Raw genomic sequence first — 16,299 nt, forward strand, 5'->3', positions numbered from 1 at the left:
CTCAGCGCAGGTGCGCGGTGTCGTTCACCAGCCGCACGGACGTCCGGCCGTCGGACGACCAGGCCACCGTGCACAGCGACGCCGCCTCGAGGAAGACCCGGTGGACGACGTCGTCGCCGGCACCCAGTCCCGCGGCGAGCATCAGCTTGATCGGCGTGACGTGGCTGACCACGAGCACTGTCCGGCCGGCGTACCGTTCCAGGATCCGACGGCGCGCCCGCGCCACCCGGATGCTGACGTCGGCGATGGACTCACCTCCGGGCGCGGCCACGGTGAGGTCGGACATGAACCGGCGGACGGCGAGCGGGTGCTTCGCGCGCGCCTCCTCGCCGGTGAGCCCCTCGAGGTCGCCGAAGTCGAGCTCCTGCAGGTCGTCGTCGAACTCCACGGTCAGCCCCAGGACGCCCGCCACGATCTCGGCGGTCTCGCGGGTCCGGCGCAGCGGCGAGGCGACGACGGCCTCGATGCCCAGCCCGGCCAGCCGGTGCGCGGCCGCCTCCGCCTCGGCGCGGCCGATCCGGGACAGCGGCAGGTCGTTGCGGCCGCTGTAACGACGCTCGGGGGTGTGCTCGGTCTGCCCGTGCCGGAGCAGGTGCGTGACCGTGGTGACCACAGGCGCCGGCTCCTCCGGCTGCACGTCGGTCTCGGTCACCGACGGCTCGGCCGCGATGTCGCGGTGCACGGGCGTGCCGTCCATCGCGCTGTTCGCCAGCGCGTCGGCGGCGCCGTTCTGCGCGCGCGGCACCCAGGTGTAGCGGACGCCGCCCAACTTCGAGGCGATCGCGCGGGCCTGCAGCGCGAGCTGCCGCATGTCGGGGTGCTTGATCTGCCAGCGGCCCGACATCTGCTCGACGACGAGCTTGGAGTCCATCCGCACCTCGACCTCGGCGGAGGCGTCCAGGTCGAGCGCGGCCTGCAGACCGGCGACCAGCCCGCCGTACTCGGCGACGTTGTTGGTCGCCCGCCCCACCGACGCCGCCCGCTCGGCCAGGACCCGGCCGGTCTCCGCGTCGCGCACGAGGGCGCCGTAGCCGGCCGGACCGGGGTTGCCCCGCGAGCCGCCGTCGGCCTCGACGACGAACCGGCGCGGGCTCACCACGCGCTCCAGCTCGGGGTCACAGGCCGGACTCGGCCGTGCGCACCAGGATCCGGCCGCAGTTCTCGCAGCGGACCACCTCGTGCGGGTCGGCGTTGCGGACAGCGGCCAGCTCGCGGCCGTTGAGCTCGATCCGGCAGCCCTGGCACTGGCGCGCCTTGAGCATCGCCGCGCCCGTCGTGCCGGTCTGGGTGCGGATGCGGTCGTACAGGCTCAGCAGCGGCGCGGAGATGCCGCCGGTGACCGCCGCCCGCGCCGACTCGTGCCGGGTGGTGCCGTCGGCGATGTCGGCCAGGGCGTCGTCGCGCAGCTGCTGAGCGCGCTCCAGCTCCTCCCGGGCACGCACGTGGCCCTGCTGCGCCGCCGCGAGGGCGGACTCGGCCGCCTCCAGCCGCTCCATCAGCTCGAGCTGCTGGTCCTCCAGGTCACCCTGGCGGCGGGCCAGGGACTCCATCTCGTGCTGGAGCCCGGTCATCTCCTTGGGCGTCGCCGACCCGGAGTCCAGCCGCTGCTGGTCGCGGGTGGCGCGCTGCCGCACGGTGTCGACGTCGGACTCGAGCCGCTTGACCTCACGGGTGAGGTCGCGGACCTCGGTCTCGGCCCGGACGACGTCGGCCGAGAGGCTGCGCTCGGACTCCTCGGCCGCCTCCACCGCCGCGACCTCCGGCAGCGTCCGTCGGCGGTGCGCCAGCTGGGTCAGCGCGACGTCTTCCGCCGCGAGGTCCAGCAGCTTCTGCTGCTCGAAATGGTCCACCTTCACGCAGAGGAACCTACCCGTGGTTCCTGCTGGGTTCGGCCCGCGTGCAGGGGCCCGCCGCGAGCGAGGGAGCCGTGGGGGGCACGGGGGTCCTTCTGCTACCCGTGGAGCGGAGGCTCTCCAGCCACGTCCGCCGCATGCCCCACGGACCGGGTCCACGGGTCGGTCCGCAGCCGGGACACCGCCACCTCGACCGCGCCGCCCAGGTCGGCGCGCAGCGCCTCCGCGGCCACCGGCAGCCACGGCCACTCGCTGGCGAAGTGCGCGACGTCGCACAGCGCCGGCCCCTCCACCTCGAGCGCGTCGGACGCCGGGTGGTGCTTGAGGTCGCTGGTCAGCAGGACGTCGGCGCCCGCGGCCGCCGCGGCGGCCAGGAGCGAACCGCCGCTGCCCCCGCACACCGCCACCCGGCGCACGATCCGCTCCGGATCCCCGGCCATGCGCACCCCGCCGGCGGTGGCGGGCAGGACCCGGGCGGCCAGCGCGGCGAACTCCGCCAGGGTGAGCGGTGCCGGCAGCTCCCCCACCCGGCCCAGGCCTGCTCCCTCGACGCCGGGTGCGGGCTCGAGGGGCACGGCGCCGGCCAGACCGAGGACGTCGGCCAGGGCGGCGTTCACCCCGGTGCCCGGAGCGCGGTCGGCGTTGGTGTGCGCCACGAACAGCGCGGCCCCGGCGCGCACCAGCCGGTGCACGAGCCGGCCCTTCGGGTCGTCGGCGGGCACGCCGTGGACCGGCGCGAGGAACAGCGGGTGGTGCGTCACCAGCAGATCGACGCCGCCCGCCACGACCTCGTCGACCACGGCCGTGGTCGGGTCGACGGCGAACAGCACCCGCCCGACGGGCTCCGACGGGTCACCGCAGACCAGCCCCACGGCGTCCCACGGCTCGGCCAGCGCCGGGTCGTATCGCGCCTGCAGCGCATCGATCACGTTCCCGAGCGGCACCGTCACGGACCGGACTGTAGGTGAGCGGCCGGTCGGCCGAGCCGGTGCCGAGCTTCTCGTCGTCGTCGCCGGTGGGATCGAGCACGCGCCGACGCTGAGCGCCTGCTGTTGCGCCCCGCCCTCGGATGGGCCTGGGATGTGCGGGTGCCCGCCGACCCCGTCCCCACCCTGCCGCCGCTGACCGGCCCGCCCCCACCCGGCTCCCGCACGGTCCGCACCGACGACGGCATCGACCTGCACGTGGAGGTGGACGAGGGATGGGCGGGTGACGACGCAGCAGAGGTGACCGTCGTCCTCTCCCACGGCTTCACCGCCCGGCTCGCCGAGTGGGAGCTGCAGCGGGAGGCGCTGCGGGGGCGCGCCCGGCTGGTGCTGTGGGACCAGCGGGGGCACGGCCGGTCGGCAGTCACCCCGCTGCCCGACGCCACCATCGACCGCACGGGGCGTGACCTGGGGCAGGTGCTCGACGCGGTCGCCCCGTCCGGACCGGTCGTGCTGGCCGGGCACTCCATGGGCGGGATGAGCGTGATGGCGCTGGCCCGGCAGCGCCCCGAACTGTTCGGGGACCGGGTCGTCGGCGTCTTCCTGCTGGCGACGTCGGCCGGCGGACTCGTGGAGACTGGCGTGCTCGGCCGGGTGGTCAAGGTGATCCGGTGGCTTCGGCTGCTGCCGCTGTACCTGCGCGCGATCCAGCTGGTGGCGCCGGCCCTGGAGCGGTTCCGCTGGCGCGGGAGCCCGTTCGGCCGCTGGTTCACCCGCCGGCTGCTGTTCGGCCGGGACGACGCCGACCCCGCTCGCGTGCGGCTCGTGCAGCAGCTTCTGGAGGAGACGCCGTACCCGGTGACCGCGGCGTTCTACGCGACCTTCCTCGACCACGACGAGTCGGCCGCGCTGGAGGTGCTGGGGCGGGTCCCGGTCACCGTGGTCGCAGCCACCCACGACCGGCTGACCCCGGTCGCCCACGGCCGGCGGATCGCCGAGGAGACCGGCGCGGAACTCGTGGTCGTCCCGGGCGCGGGACACAGCGTGAACCTCACGCGGACCGCGATCGTGGACCGTGCCTTCCTGGACCTGCTCGACCGGGTCGACACCCGCGCACAACAGGCCGGTTGAGCAGGGCCTCTCCGGGGCAGGGCAGTGTGGTCCCGGTCACTGCTGCCATGTTGCAGTGACCGGACGACACAGATAACTTCAGCGGCCACCCGACGACGTGGATGACCCCTCGCCCGAACAGCGGTACCGAGGGGCGGCGAGGAGCAGAACGTGGACCGGATGAGTGCGCTCGACAGCGGGTTCTACTTCGCCGAGAGCGAGAACACCCCCATGCACGTCGGGTCGGTGGCCGTCTTCGACGGCCCTGCGCCCACCTACGGCGACGTGGTGCGGCTGCTGCTGAGCAAGCTGCCGCTCGTCCCGCGGTACCGGCAGCGCGTCCGCGAGGTGCCGATGCAGCTCGGCCGGCCCATGTGGGTCGACGACCCCCACTTCCAGATCCTGTACCACGTGCGGCACACCGCGGTGCCCCGTCCGGGCAGCGACGAGCAGCTGCGCAACCTGGCCGGCCGCATCCTCGGCCAGCGACTGGACATGTCCAAGCCGCTCTGGGAGCTGTACCTGATCGAGGGCCTGGCGGACGACCGCTGGGCGATCATCTCCAAGGTCCACCACTGCATGGTCGACGGCGTCGCCGGCAGCGACCTCATGCAGCTGATGTTCGACCTCTCCCCCGACGCGACCCACGACGAGCCGCGCGACTGGTCGCCGCAGCGGACCCCGTCCAGCGCCGGCATGGTGGCCGGCGCCGTGGCCGACGCCGTGGCCAATCCGCTGCGCCAGCTGTCGACGGTGCCGGCTCTGGGCGGGCCGCGCCGGATGGCCCAGAGCCTGCTCGACTCGGGCAAGACCCTCGCCTCGACGGTGCCCTCGCTCGCGAAGCAGGCGCTGACGCCCACCGCCCGCTCGCTCAACGGGCCCATCGGGCCGCACCGTCGCTGGGCCTGGACGTCAGGGAAGTTCGACGAGCTCAAGGAGGTGCGCACCGCGCTCGGTGGCACCGTGAACGACGTCGTCCTCACGGCGATCACGGCCGGGTTCCGCGACCTCCTGCAGGGCCGGGGCGAGCTCTCCTCGGAGAAGCTGGTCGTGCGCACGATGGTGCCGGTGTCCGTCCGGGCCGAGAACCAGCGCGGCACGCTGAACAACGCCGTCTCCTGCGTCTTCGTCGACCTGCCGGTCGGCGATCCGGACCCGCTCTCCCGCATGGAGTCCATCCGCGGCCAGATGGACGAGTACAAGAAGGCGATGCAGGCGGTCGACGTGCCGTCGATCATCTCCATGGGCGACTTCGTCGCGCCCACGCTGCTCTCCCTGGGCGTCCGGGCCGCGCTCTCCGCCGGGCAGGTCTGGTGCCAGGCGGTGACCACCAACGTGCCCGGCCCGCGCGTCCCCCTGTACGTCCTCGGTCGCCGGATGTGCTCGGCCTACGCCTACGTGCCCATCGCGGGCGGGACGCGCTGCTCGATCGGCATCTTCAGCTACCTGGACACGATGACCTTCGGGATCAACGCCGACTTCGACGCCTTCTCCGATGTCGACGTCCTCTCCGGTGGCATCCGCCGCGGCATCGAGGAACTCCTCGAGTTCGCCCGCGCCGAGAAGGGCACGCCGGACGTGGAGCAGCCGCCCGCACGCAAGACGAGCGGAACGGGCGGGAAGCCGCGCAAGCGGTCGGCCTCGGCCGCCGCCAGGTGAGCCCGGCGAAGCAGCGCGGCGGCGGACGCCGCCGCGCCGGTGACCGTGACCTCACCGTCGCGGTCACCGGGCCCACCGGCACGTTCGGCGCCGGGCTCATGCCGCTGCTGCAGGACGACGACCGGGTCACCCGCGTCATCGGCATGGCCCGCCGGCCGTTCGACCCGGCCGAGCGCGGCTGGACGAAGATGGAGTACCGGCAGGGCGACGTCCGCGATCCGGACGCCCTCCACGAGGCGTTCCGCGACGCCGACGTCGTCGTCCACCTCGCGTTCCTGATCACCGGCAACGCCTCGCGCGAGACGACGCGGGCCATCAACGTCGACGGCACCCTCAACGTCTTCCGGGCCGCGGCGTCGGTGGGTGCCCGCCGGTTCGTCTACGCCTCCTCGGTGGCTGCCTACGGGTTCCACGCCGACAACCCCGAGCTGATCACCGAGGACTGGCCCACCCGCCCGGCCGCCCGGCTGTTCTACGCCCAGGAGAAGGCCGAGCTCGAGCAGCTCCTGCAGCAGGAGGCGGCGACCGCGCCGGACCTGGCCCTGTACCTGCTGCGCCCGCCGGTGGTGCTCGGCCCGAACGCGATCGGGGCCAAGGACGTCCTGCCCGGCCCGCTGGCCCCGATCGGCCGGAGGCTGTTCGGCCGGCCCCGGCGGCTCTCGGTCCCGGTGCCACTGCTGGTGCCCGAGCACCCGCTGCAGTTCATCCACGAGGAGGACGTCGGCCGGGCGCTGCAGCTGTGCGTCGTCGGCGCGGGCCCGCCGGGGGCGTACAACATCGCCGGCGACGGCGTGCTCACCGCGGCCGACGTCGCCCGCGAGTTCGGGGCGTGGCCCATCCCCCTGCCGGCCGCGCCCGGCCAGGCCGCCGCCCGGGCGATCTCGCGGCTGCCGTTCCTGCCGCCGGTGGCGGAGTGGATCGAGGCGGCGAGCCAGCCGGCCCTCATGGACACCACCCGGGCCAAGGCCGAACTGGGGTGGAGTCCGCGGTACACCGGCCTGGAGGCACTGCAGGACACGCTGCGCGAGCGGCCCTCCTGACCGGCCGGAGGTCTAGCCGGTCCGGATGCTGCCGATCTCGGCCAGCCACGGCAGGACCTCGTCGGCGAGCCGCTGGGGGCACTGCAGCTGGGGCACGTGCCCGACGCCGTCGAGCTCCGCGTAGCGCCAGTCCGGGTGCCGATGGGCGACGTCCCGGGCGGCCTGGACCGGGATGAGCCGGTCCAGGTCCCCGTGCACGAGCAGGACCGGCCGCGCGAGCTCCTCCATCGCCCGGCGGTAGCGCCGCGGGTCCGCCAGCTGCACCAGCAACGAGCGTGCAGCGGTGAGGTAGGCCTTGTCCATGCCCGCGTGGTCCTCGCGCGCCTCCAGCAGCGCCACCGACCGGTCGATGACCGTCGAGGGCAGGGTGTCGGGGTCGACGCCGACCAGCCGCAGCATCTCCCGCACGCGCTGCAGCGGCGTCTGGCGTGCGCGGCGCAGCCAGAGGAAGCGCTCGCCGACCACGGGGAGCGCGTAGAGCGCGAACATGGCGGCGACCAGCGGGTCGAGCGCGCGCCGCGGCCCGGGGATGGCGGGATCGAGCAGGACCAGCCCGCTCACGGCCTCCGGGTGCGCGTGCGTCTGCAGGATCGAGATCATCCCGCCCATCGAGTTGCCGACCAGGACCGCGGGCTCACCCGCGACCTCCTGCAGGAAGCGGTCGAGCACCTCGACGTTGGCGTGCACGGTGGCGCGGCGCCCGCCGGGCTCGCTGCGGCCGAAGCCGGGGAGGTCGATGGCCAGCACCCGCGCGTGCGGCAGCAGCAGCGGTGCGAACGTGTCCCAGTTCAGGTGCGAACCGCCCAGTCCGTGGACGAGCACGACCCGCGGGGCGTCCTCCGGCCCGCCGAAGTCGACGTAGTGCACCGGCCCGTCCAGGTCCACCGTCCGGCTCTCGCCCGGCACCTGTTCCTCGGTCATGCCACTCCCCCGGTCGACGTCCTGACCCACGGTCCCACGCCACCCCGGCCTCCCCGCCCGTGCACGGTATGTGACAGAGAGAAGCGGAGTCGGACGCACACGTCCGATATGACCCAGGACACATTTAGGCAACATTCGCCCGCGCTGCGTGAACGGCGAGTGTGAGCCAGACCGCATCTTGGTACAGGCTCGTCCACGCAGTCCCACCAGGGAGGTCGATGTGGCACGACGACAGGACGACAGCGCCGGACCGGGGCTCCCGCTCTACCTGAGCGAGCCCGGGCGCGCCGTCGCGGACTTCGGTCTCTACCTGGCCGCCAAGCCGCTGACGCCACGCCTGCCCAAGGGCGACGGGCATCCGGTTCTCGTCCTCCCCGGCCTGCTGGCCGACGACGTCTCCACCATCGCCCTTCGCAAGACCCTGCGCCGGCTGGACTACCGGGTGCACGGCTGGGGTCTGGGCCGCAACATCGGCCCGACGGCGCTGTGCGTGAACGGGCTGCGCGACAAGCTCGACTACCTGCACGGTCGCTACCGCCGCCCCGTCACGATCATCGGCTGGAGCCTGGGCGGGATCTTCGCCCGCGACCTCGCCCGCCGCTCCCCCGACGCCGTGCGCCAGGTCATCACCCTGGGCAGCCCGTTCCGGCTGACCAAGTACAGCCAGACCCGCGCCGCCAAGGTCTTCGACCGGTACTCGCACCTGCACGTCGAGCAGCGCACCCTGCCGCTGGAGCCCGAGGGCGTCCCGCTGCCCGTGCCCGCCACGTCGATCTACTCGCACTTCGACGGCATCGTGCACTGGCAGACCTGCCTGAACACCCCGGGCGAACGCTGCGAGAACATCGCCGTCACCGCCAGCCACCTAGGCCTGGGCCACCACCCCGCCGCCATCTGGGCGATCGCTGACCGCCTGGCGCAGGCGGAGGACGCGTGGTCGCCGTTCAAGGCGCCGCTGTTCCTGCGGCTGGCGTTCCCGAGGCCCGCGGAGCCCGCCCCCTGCTCCCCCGTCGCGGCCGTGCAGGGCTCCGCGGCCTGAAGAAGGACCCTCCTCCTCCCCACCGCTCGCAGGCTCGCGGCGGGCCCCTGGAGGAGGGCCGTTCCAGGACGGTCACGGGGTGGGCGCGGCAGGGTTCGAACCTGCGACCACTCGCTTGTAAGGCGAGCGCTCTACCGCTGAGCTACGCGCCCCCGGAGCGCCAAGGGTACGGGCGACGAAGCCCTGTTCCCTTGCACGCCGGCCCCCTCCAGAGGCTCGTCCCGGGCTTGCGAGGGACGAGGAGGAGGGGGTTCTTCGTCAGGCGGCGAGCTTGCCGACGGCGTCCTTCCAGCCGGACTGCTCGCGGGCGTCGCCGGGCTGGTTGACCTCGGCGAAGGCGACCTTCCCCTCGGCGTCGATCAGGAACGTGCCGCGCACGGCCATCCCGGCCTTGTCGTTGAAGACGCCGTAGGCCTGCGCGGTCGCGCCGTGCGGCCAGAAGTCCGACAGCAGCGGGAAGTCGAAGCCCTCCTGGGCCTTGAACGCCTTGAGGCTGAACACCGGGTCGGTGCTGACGGCCAGCACCTTCACGCCGGCGTCGGTGTAGTTGCTCAGCTCGTCGCGGAGCTGGCACAGCTCACCGGTGCAGATGCCGGAGAAGGCGAACGGGTAGAAGACCACGAGCACGGGCGTTCCGCGCAGCTCGGCGAGGGAGACGACCTGCTTGTCCTGGTCGGGAAGGCTGAACTCGGGCGCGACGTCGCCGACGGAGAGACTCATGCCCCCGATCGTGCCGTACGCCTCAGCGGCGGCTGCGGGCGGTCTTCGGGCTGACCAGGCGGATGCCCGACCAGTCCTTGGCCGCGGACACGCTGCTGGTCTGCTGCAGGCCCGCCGTCGGGGCGACCTCGGTGACGTCACCGGGCTCCACGTGGCCGGGACGGCCCGACTTGGGCACGAGCAGCCAGACGACGCCGTCCTCACCCAGCGAGGTGATCGCGTCGGTCAGGGCGTCGAAGAGGTCGCCGTCGTCCTCGCGCCACCAGAGGACGACGACGTCGGCCACCTCGTCGGTGTCCTCGTCGACCATCTCGCCGCCCGAGACCTCGATGATCGCGTCGCGCAGGTCCTCGTCGGCGTCCTCGTCCCAGCCGAGCTCCTGCACGACCATGCCCGGCTTGATGCCCAGCCGGGCCGCCATGCCGGCGCTGTCGACGCTCATCCGTGCTGCTCCTCCATGGGTGGACCTGCTGCTGATCGATCGTGAGATGGATGCTGCCCTGTCGGCGGGCCGCTCGCGCGCGGACGCCTCACGGGCGTGCGTACCGGTTCGGACTCGGACGCCCATCGGGCGCGGCACGACGGCGTGCGAGCGCGGACACGACCGGCGGGAGAGCTCCCCGCAGCCTGGTCATGTCACCCCTCTCGTCCCACCGCTCGGCCGGTGCGGCCGTTCATCCGGTACGGGCCCGGTCACGCCGGGCCACGTTGGGCGGAAGCGTAGGGCATGACCACGGTGACGCAAGCCCGCGCGCACGGACGGTCGCCCGCACACGCTCCGCACGACTTCCGCGCCGACCCGCCCCGCGGACGTGACGGGGGCCCTCCGGAGGGGAAGCATGGGGGCCATGAGCGCATCGCAGCAGCCGGACGGCGACCCCGCCCGCGGATCTGCCCCCGAGGCCAGTGCACCCCGAGCGGTCATCACCGACGGACTGCCGAGCCAGCTACCCGACATCGACCCCGACGAGACGCAGGAGTGGATCGACTCGCTCGACGCGGTCGTCGACCACGCGGGACGCGAGCGGGCCCGCTACCTGATGCTGCGCCTGATCGAGCGCAGCCGAGAGCAGCAGGTCGGCGTTCCGGCCCTGCGGAGCACCGACTACATCAACACCATCCCGCCCGAGCGGGAGCCGTGGTTCCCCGGCGACGAGCACGCCGAGCGGCGCATCCGTGCCTACATCCGCTGGAACGCCGCGATCATGGTGCATCGCGCCCAGCGGCCGGGCATCGGCGTCGGCGGGCACATCTCCTCGTACGCGTCGTCGGCGTCCCTGTACGAGGTCGGCTTCAACCACTTCTTCCGCGGCAAGGACCACCCGGGCGGTGGGGACCAGATCTGGTTCCAGGGCCACGCCTCCCCCGGCATCTACGCGCGCGCCTTCCTCGAGGGCCGACTGGACGAGCAGCAGCTCGACGGTTTCCGGCAGGAGGTCAGCCACCCCGTCGGTGGACTGTCCAGCTACCCGCACCCGCGGCTGATGCCCGAGTTCTGGGAGTTCCCCACCGTGTCCATGGGCCTGGGCGGGATGAACGCGATCTACCAGGCCCGGTTCAACCGCTACCTGCACGCGCGCGGCATCAAGGACACCTCCGACCAGCACGTCTGGGCCTTCCTGGGCGACGGCGAGATGGACGAGCCCGAGTCACTGGGGACGATCGGCCTGGCCGCCCGGGAGGAGCTGGACAACCTCACCTTCGTCGTCAACTGCAACCTGCAGCGCCTCGACGGCCCGGTCCGCGGCAACGGCAAGGTGATCCAGGAGCTGGAGTCGTTCTTCCGCGGCGCCGGCTGGAACGTGATCAAGGTGATCTGGGGCCGGGAGTGGGACCCGCTGCTCGCCGGCGACCGCGACGGCGCCCTGGTCAACCTGATGAACCAGACCCCCGACGGCGACTACCAGACCTACAAGGCCGAGGACGGCGCCTTCGTCCGCGAGCACTTCTTCGGCCGCGACCCGCGCACCCGCAAGCTCGTCGAGGGCATGAGCGACAAGGAGATCTGGGGCCTGTCCCGCGGCGGGCACGACTACCGCAAGGTCTACGCGGCCTTCAAGGCGGCGGTGGAGCACAAGGGCCAGCCCACGGTGATCCTGGCCAAGACCATCAAGGGCTGGACGCTGGGGAGCCACTTCGAGGGCCGCAACTCCACCCACCAGATGAAGAAGCTGACCGCGGAGGACCTGGCCGGCTTCCGCGACCGGCTCTACCTGGACATCCCGGACTCGGCGCTGGACAAGACCCTGCCGCCCTACTACCGGCCCGACCCGGACTCCGACGAGATGCAGTACATGCTCGAGCGACGCCGGGCCCTGGGCGGCGCGGTGCCGCGCCGGCGTGCGGAGTTCAAGACGCTCAAGGCGCCGGAGGACAAGGCGCTCGAGGTCCTGCGCCGGGGTTCGGGCAAGCAGGAGGTGGCGACGACGATGGCGTTCGTCCGCCTGCTCAAGGAGCTGTTCAAGGACTCCGAGCTCGGCCCGCGCTTCGTGCCCATCATCCCGGACGAGGCGCGCACCTTCGGGATGGACTCCCTCTTCCCGACGCAGAAGATCTACAACCCGGCCGGCCAGCGGTACACGTCGGTCGACCGCGAGCTGATGCTCACGTACAAGGAGTCCGAGCAGGGCGTGATCCTGCACGAGGGCATCAACGAGGCCGGGTCCACGGCGTCGTTCACCGCCGTCGGCACGTCGTACTCGACGCACGGCGAGCCCATGATCCCGATCTACATCTTCTACTCGATGTTCGGGTTCCAGCGGACCGGTGACTCGATCTGGGCGGCCGCCGACCAGATGACCCGCGGCTTCCTCCTCGGGGCGACCGCCGGGCGGACGACGCTCAACGGCGAGGGGCTCCAGCACGAGGACGGCCACTCCCTGCTGTTGGCCGCGACCAACCCCGCCGTCGTCTCCTACGACCCGGCGTTCTCCTTCGAGGTCGCCCACATCAGCCGCGACGCGATCGTCCGGATGTACGGCGAGGACCCCGGAGCGCCGCTGGGCGGCTCCCGCTCGCCGGACGTCATGTACTACCTGACCGTCTACAACGAGCCGTTCCACCAGCCGGCCGAACCGGACGGCCTCGACGTCCAGGGCCTGCTGGCAGGGATGTACCGCTACGCGGAGGGACCGGGGATCGACGGCCCGAAGGCCCAGGTGCTCGCATCGGGTGTGGCGGTGCCCTGGGCGCTGCGGGCGCAGGAGCTGCTCGCCGACGACTGGGGCGTCTCGGCCGACGTGTGGTCGGTGACGTCGTGGACGGAGCTGCGGCGGCAGGCCGAGGAGGTGACCGAGCGGAACCTGCTCCACCCGGAGGAGGAGCCGGCCACTCCCTACGTCACGCAACGACTGCAGGAGACCTTCGGTCCGGTCGTCGCGGTGTCGGACTGGATGCGGGCGGTCCCCGACCTCATCGCGCCCTACGTCCCCGGCGGGCTCTCCTCGCTCGGCACCGACGGCTTCGGGCTGTCCGACACCCGCCCGGCGCTGCGCCGGCACTTCCACGTCGACGCCGAGTCGATCGTCGTGCGCACACTGGCGTCGCTGGCCGACGAGGGACAGGTCGACCGGGCCCGGGTGCGGGAGGCGGTCGAGAAGTACCAGGTCCGCGACGTGCAGGCCGCCCCGGCGGAGGATCGCAGCGACCCCAGCCCGGCTACCTGAGGGCGTCCAGCGCCATCTGCGCGTAGAGGGCGACGCCGGCCGGCAGCGCCTCCTCGTCGAACACCACCAGGTTGGAGTGGTTCGCGGGGGCGCCGGCCGGCTCGACGCCGGGCGGGCACGCACCGAGGAAGGCCATCGCGCCGGGGACCCGCTCCAGCAGGTAGGAGAAGTCCTCGGCACCCATGACCGGGGCGGGCATGAGCCGAGCCTGCTGTTCCCCGAGCAGCCGCGCCGCGGTGTCGAGGACCTGCGCGGCCACGCCGACGTCGTTGACGGTCACGGGGTACCCCGCGATGTGCTCCCAGGTCACGGTCATCTCGTGCGCCGCGGCGACGTGGGTGGCCACCCGCTGGACGGCCTCGACCACGTCGCGGCGGCGCTCGGCGGACAGCGTGCGGATGGTGCCCTCGAGGAACGCCGTCTCCGGGATGACGTTGTCCCGGGACCCGGCGGTGATGTGCGCGACCGTGACCACGGCCGGGTCGAACACGTCCACGCGACGGGTGACCATCGACTGCAGAGCGAGCACGATCTCCGCCGCGACGGGGATCGGGTCGGCGGCGGAGTGCGGCATCGAGGCGTGACCACCGCGGCCGCGGACCGTCATGCGCCACTGGTCGGCGGCGGCCATCATCGGCCCCGGCCGGACGTTGATGGTGCCGCTGGGCATGTTCGAGATCGTGTGGACGGCGAAGGCGCCGCTGACCGGGGCCTCCGGCACGACGTCGAGCAGGCCCTCCTCGAGCATGTACCGGGCGCCGTGCTGTCCCTCCTCCCCCGGCTGGAACATGAGGACCACCTGCCCGGCCAGGAGGTCCCGCCGCTCCGCGAGCAACCGGGCCGCCCCGAGCAACATCGCGACGTGCGTGTCGTGGCCGCAGGCGTGCATCGCGCCGGGGATCTCGGAGGCGAACGGCAGGTCGCTGTCCTCGAAGACCTGCAGAGCGTCCATGTCGGCGCGCAGCAGGTAGGTGGGGCCGGGGCGCCCGCCGCGCAGGACACCGACGACCGAGCTCAGCGACTTCCCGGTGGTCACCTCGATCGGCAGCTCGGCGAGGGCGTCGAGGACCGTGGCCTGGGTCTGCGGCAGCTGCAGCCCGATCTCGGGGTGCCGGTGGAGCCGGCGGCGCAGGTCGATGGTGCGGTCGGCGTCGTCCCGGGCGGCGGAGAACAGCTCTGCTGGGTCGTTCGGCATGCCCCCCACTCTCACACGGTCGGCACGCCGCTACCGCCTAGTCCTCGGCCCAGGCCGGGCGGCCGGTCTCCAGGTGCCAGACCAGCACCGTCGCCGCCTCGTCCAGGGTCAGCGGCCCGCCGGCGTGGGCCCGCACCTGCGTGCGCTCGCCGGCCACCAGGAGCAGCCCGGCCGGGGGCGACAGGAGCTCGCCGGCCGGTCCTCGCCCGACCCACAGGCCGGCGTCGGCGCGGCGGAGGTCCACCGGCCCGGCCGCGGTCCGGTGCACCTCGTACGACGGAGGCGCCTCCGGGTCGTCCGGCCGGAGGTAGCACTGGAGCACCCGGGCGCCGTCGTCGCCGGCGGACTCGTCGTGGACCAGCCCGCTGCCGGCCCGCAGCACCGCGACGTCGCCCGCGGCCAGGACGGCGCCGTCCCGCCACCGGTGCCGCAGTGAACCGGCGAGCAGCACGGCGAGGACGTCGACGGCGCGGTGCTCGTGCCCGCCGTAGCCCTCCCCCGGTGCCAGCCGGTCGTCGGAGACCCGCAGCAGGGGGCCGAGCGATCCGTCGTCGGGCGCGAGCACGGTGTGCTGGTCCGGCCCGCTCACGGCCGTTCCTCCCGCAGCGCGGGCAGCACGCCGAGGACGACGGCGGTGAGCAGGGTCCAGCCCACGCCGAGCGCCCAGCCCGCGACGACGTCGGAGAGGTAGTGGACGCCCAGCCACATGCGGGTGAGCCCGACGAGGACCACGAGCAGCAGGCCGAGCGCCAGCCACAGCCGCCGCCGGGCCTCGACCAGGTGCGGCCAGGCCAGCACCAGGCCCATGGTGACGAGGGTGGCGATGCCCGAGGCGTGACCGCTCGGGAAGCTGAGGCTGTCGTACGCGGCCCCGCCGTCCTCGAAGGCCGGGCGGACGCGGCCGTAGGACTCCTTGAGCGCCGACGTGAGGTGCCTGATGAACACCGCGGCGACGACGACCCAGGCCACGGTCCGCCACTCGCGCCGGCGGAACAGCCAGACGAGCACCGGCACCGCCAGGACGTACCGCACGACGGACAGACCCGGAGCGGTGAGCACCTCCAGCAGCCCGTCGAGCCAGGCGCTCCGGCCGTCGCCCGCGTAGAGCGCCTCGCTCAGTCGGGTGTCCAGCTCGAGCTGCGCGTCCAGGCCCGCGCGGACGCCGGCGCCGAGCAGCGCCACGAGGGCCGCGCACAGCGCGATCACCCAGAGGACCGGGGCGGGGGCACGCGTCCGGGTGACGGGGGTGCCGACCGGGGGAACGCTCACCGCCCTACTCTCCCCGACCGGCGGCACCCGTGACACGCTGGCCGCGTGAGGAGCCGCGTGAGCAGCCGATCGCCGACCGCCGCGACCCTCCGGCGGCTGGAGCGTTCGTCCGGGGCACTGGCCACCCAGGCCGTGGCCCGGATGGACGACGAGCTGCCGTGGTTCCGCGCGATGCCCGCCGACCAGCGCTCGTGGGTCACCCTGGTCGCGCAGGCGGGGCTCGCCTCGCTGGTCGAGTGGTGCCGCGATCCCGGCCGGCCGCCGCGCCTGACCGGCGAGGTGTTCGGCGCCGCCCCGCGCGAGCTCGTCCGCGTCGTCGCGCTCAAGCAGACCGTGGACCTGATCAAGGTCACCGTGGAGACCCTCGAGGACCACGTCGCGTCGGTCGCCGAGCCGGGCGACGAGGAGACCCTGCGCCTGGCCGTTCTGCAGTTCAGCCGCGAGGTGGCCTTCGCGACCGCGCACGTCTACGCCAGCTTCGCCGAGAACCGCGGGGCGTGGGACGCGCGGCTGGAGGCGCTCCTGGTGGACGCGCTCGTGCGCGGTGAGCGCGCCGAGGAGCTCTCCGCTCGCGCGGCCGCGCTGGGGTGGTCGGCGACGACGCCCGTGACGGTGCTGATCGGTGCGGCACCGGAGCGGGTCGAGGACCCGCATGCCGCGGTGCGCCGGGCCGCGCGGTCGCTGCGCAGCGACGTCCTCGTCGGCGTGCACGCCGACCAGCTCGTCGTCGTGCTGGGTGGGCACGGGGACCTGTGGGCGGTCGCGGAGCGGGTGACCGAGGAGTTCGGCCCGGGACCCGTCGTCGCCGGACCGGTGGTGGACGGGCTCGGCCGCGCCGGGCAGTCGGCGGCCGCGGCCCTGGCCGGGCTGCGCGCGGCCCGGCGTGGCCCGAGGTCCCCCCG

General features: G+C 73.5%; 15 protein-coding genes and 1 tRNA gene. 6 read left to right on the forward strand and 10 right to left on the reverse strand.

Annotated elements, in window-relative coordinates; all coding sequences use genetic code 11:
• Position 1: 1 nt before the first annotated feature.
• The 3 genes from BN344_RS02050 to BN344_RS02060 all read right to left on the reverse strand — a co-directional run bounded on the left by BN344_RS02050 (position 2) and on the right by BN344_RS02060 (position 2,803).
• Positions 2-1,096 carry a bifunctional RNase H/acid phosphatase gene (locus BN344_RS02050; RefSeq protein WP_197022261.1) on the reverse strand — a complete coding sequence of 365 codons (1,095 nt, stop codon included), beginning with the start codon at positions 1,094-1,096 and terminating at the stop codon, positions 2-4.
• A 19-nt stretch (positions 1,097-1,115) separates the two neighbouring features.
• Positions 1,116-1,856, reverse strand: a complete 741-nt coding sequence (locus tag BN344_RS02055; RefSeq protein WP_040336817.1) for a zinc ribbon domain-containing protein — start codon at positions 1,854-1,856, stop codon at positions 1,116-1,118.
• Positions 1,857-1,951: 95 nt separating this feature from the next.
• A complete protein-coding gene (locus tag BN344_RS02060; protein WP_051515448.1) occupies positions 1,952-2,803 on the reverse strand; it encodes a Nif3-like dinuclear metal center hexameric protein in 852 nt (283 codons plus the stop codon).
• Between the two features lie 138 nt (positions 2,804-2,941).
• Here BN344_RS02060 and BN344_RS02065 point away from each other — a divergent pair, with 138 nt between their 5' ends.
• From BN344_RS02065 to BN344_RS02075, 3 genes are all read left to right on the forward strand, one after another.
• Positions 2,942-3,910: an alpha/beta fold hydrolase gene (locus BN344_RS02065; RefSeq protein WP_231486424.1), complete on the forward strand. Its 969-nt coding sequence runs from the start codon at positions 2,942-2,944 to the stop codon at positions 3,908-3,910.
• Positions 3,911-4,069: 159 nt separating this feature from the next.
• The gene (locus BN344_RS02070) at positions 4,070-5,548 is read left to right on the forward strand and encodes a WS/DGAT/MGAT family O-acyltransferase (RefSeq protein ID WP_040337802.1); all 1,479 of its coding nucleotides are present in this window, start codon (positions 4,070-4,072) and stop codon (positions 5,546-5,548) included.
• Positions 5,545-6,588 (forward strand): NAD-dependent epimerase/dehydratase family protein, encoded by a 1,044-nt coding sequence (locus tag BN344_RS02075; protein WP_040336818.1) that lies wholly within the window; start codon positions 5,545-5,547, stop codon positions 6,586-6,588. Before BN344_RS02070 ends, BN344_RS02075 begins: the two co-directional genes overlap by 4 nt.
• 12 nt (positions 6,589-6,600) lie before the next feature.
• Here the strand turns inward: BN344_RS02075 and BN344_RS02080 are convergent, their stop codons facing one another.
• Positions 6,601-7,509, reverse strand: a complete 909-nt coding sequence (locus tag BN344_RS02080; RefSeq protein WP_040336819.1) for an alpha/beta fold hydrolase — start codon at positions 7,507-7,509, stop codon at positions 6,601-6,603.
• A 220-nt stretch (positions 7,510-7,729) separates the two neighbouring features.
• On the opposite strand from BN344_RS02080, the gene BN344_RS02085 reads away from it, so the two are divergent.
• Positions 7,730-8,548, forward strand: a complete 819-nt coding sequence (locus BN344_RS02085) for an esterase/lipase family protein (protein WP_040336820.1) — start codon at positions 7,730-7,732, stop codon at positions 8,546-8,548.
• Positions 8,549-8,628: 80 nt separating this feature from the next.
• On the opposite strand, the gene BN344_RS02090 is transcribed toward BN344_RS02085, so the two are convergent.
• From BN344_RS02090 to BN344_RS02100, 3 genes are all read right to left on the reverse strand, one after another.
• Positions 8,629-8,700: transfer RNA gene (locus tag BN344_RS02090), tRNA-Val, on the reverse strand.
• A 106-nt stretch (positions 8,701-8,806) separates the two neighbouring features.
• Positions 8,807-9,268, reverse strand: a complete 462-nt coding sequence (locus BN344_RS02095; RefSeq protein ID WP_040336821.1) for a peroxiredoxin — start codon at positions 9,266-9,268, stop codon at positions 8,807-8,809.
• Between the two features lie 22 nt (positions 9,269-9,290).
• Positions 9,291-9,710, reverse strand: coding sequence for a DUF3052 domain-containing protein (locus BN344_RS02100; protein WP_040336822.1), 420 nt, complete (start codon positions 9,708-9,710; stop codon positions 9,291-9,293).
• A 406-nt stretch (positions 9,711-10,116) separates the two neighbouring features.
• On the opposite strand from BN344_RS02100, the gene aceE reads away from it, so the two are divergent.
• A complete protein-coding gene (gene aceE / locus BN344_RS02105) occupies positions 10,117-12,933 on the forward strand; it encodes a pyruvate dehydrogenase (acetyl-transferring), homodimeric type (RefSeq protein WP_414625665.1) in 2,817 nt (938 codons plus the stop codon).
• On the opposite strand, the gene BN344_RS02110 is transcribed toward aceE, so the two are convergent.
• The 3 genes from BN344_RS02110 to BN344_RS02120 are packed head-to-tail and all read right to left on the reverse strand — an operon-like array spanning position 12,926 to position 15,397.
• The gene (locus tag BN344_RS02110; protein WP_040337804.1) at positions 12,926-14,128 is read right to left on the reverse strand and encodes a M20 metallopeptidase family protein; all 1,203 of its coding nucleotides are present in this window, start codon (positions 14,126-14,128) and stop codon (positions 12,926-12,928) included. The two genes, aceE and BN344_RS02110, sit on opposite strands and share 8 nt — an antisense overlap.
• Before the next feature lie 37 nt (positions 14,129-14,165).
• Positions 14,166-14,717: a pirin family protein gene (locus BN344_RS02115; RefSeq protein WP_040336823.1), complete on the reverse strand. Its 552-nt coding sequence runs from the start codon at positions 14,715-14,717 to the stop codon at positions 14,166-14,168.
• On the reverse strand, positions 14,714-15,397 hold the full coding sequence (locus tag BN344_RS02120; RefSeq protein ID WP_051515452.1) for a phosphatase PAP2 family protein: 684 nt from the start codon (positions 15,395-15,397) through the stop codon (positions 14,714-14,716). Before BN344_RS02120 ends, BN344_RS02115 begins: the two co-directional genes overlap by 4 nt.
• A 57-nt stretch (positions 15,398-15,454) precedes the next feature.
• Between BN344_RS02120 and BN344_RS20510 the strand changes: the two genes are divergently transcribed.
• Positions 15,455-16,299, forward strand: an 845-nt coding sequence (locus BN344_RS20510) for a hypothetical protein (RefSeq protein WP_040336824.1), incomplete at its 3' end; no start/stop codon positions are given.

The organism is Candidatus Blastococcus massiliensis AP3, assembly GCF_000582785.1.
GTDB lineage: Bacteria > Actinomycetota > Actinomycetes > Mycobacteriales > Geodermatophilaceae > Blastococcus > Blastococcus massiliensis.

Excerpts from the sequence above, each read along its gene's own strand:
- BN344_RS02095 (WP_040336821.1), bottom strand. The coding sequence starts at position 9,268 with ATGAGTCTCTCCGTCGGCGACGTCGCGCCCGAGTTCAGCCTTCCCGAC.
- BN344_RS02100 (WP_040336822.1), bottom strand. The coding sequence starts at position 9,710 with ATGAGCGTCGACAGCGCCGGCATGGCGGCCCGGCTGGGCATCAAGCCG.
- aceE (WP_414625665.1), top strand. The coding sequence starts at position 10,117 with ATGAGCGCATCGCAGCAGCCGGACGGCGACCCCGCCCGCGGATCTGCC.
- BN344_RS02080 (WP_040336819.1), bottom strand. The coding sequence starts at position 7,509 with ATGACCGAGGAACAGGTGCCGGGCGAGAGCCGGACGGTGGACCTGGAC.
- BN344_RS02110 (WP_040337804.1), bottom strand. The coding sequence starts at position 14,128 with ATGCCGAACGACCCAGCAGAGCTGTTCTCCGCCGCCCGGGACGACGCC.
- BN344_RS02070 (WP_040337802.1), top strand. The coding sequence starts at position 4,070 with ATGAGTGCGCTCGACAGCGGGTTCTACTTCGCCGAGAGCGAGAACACC.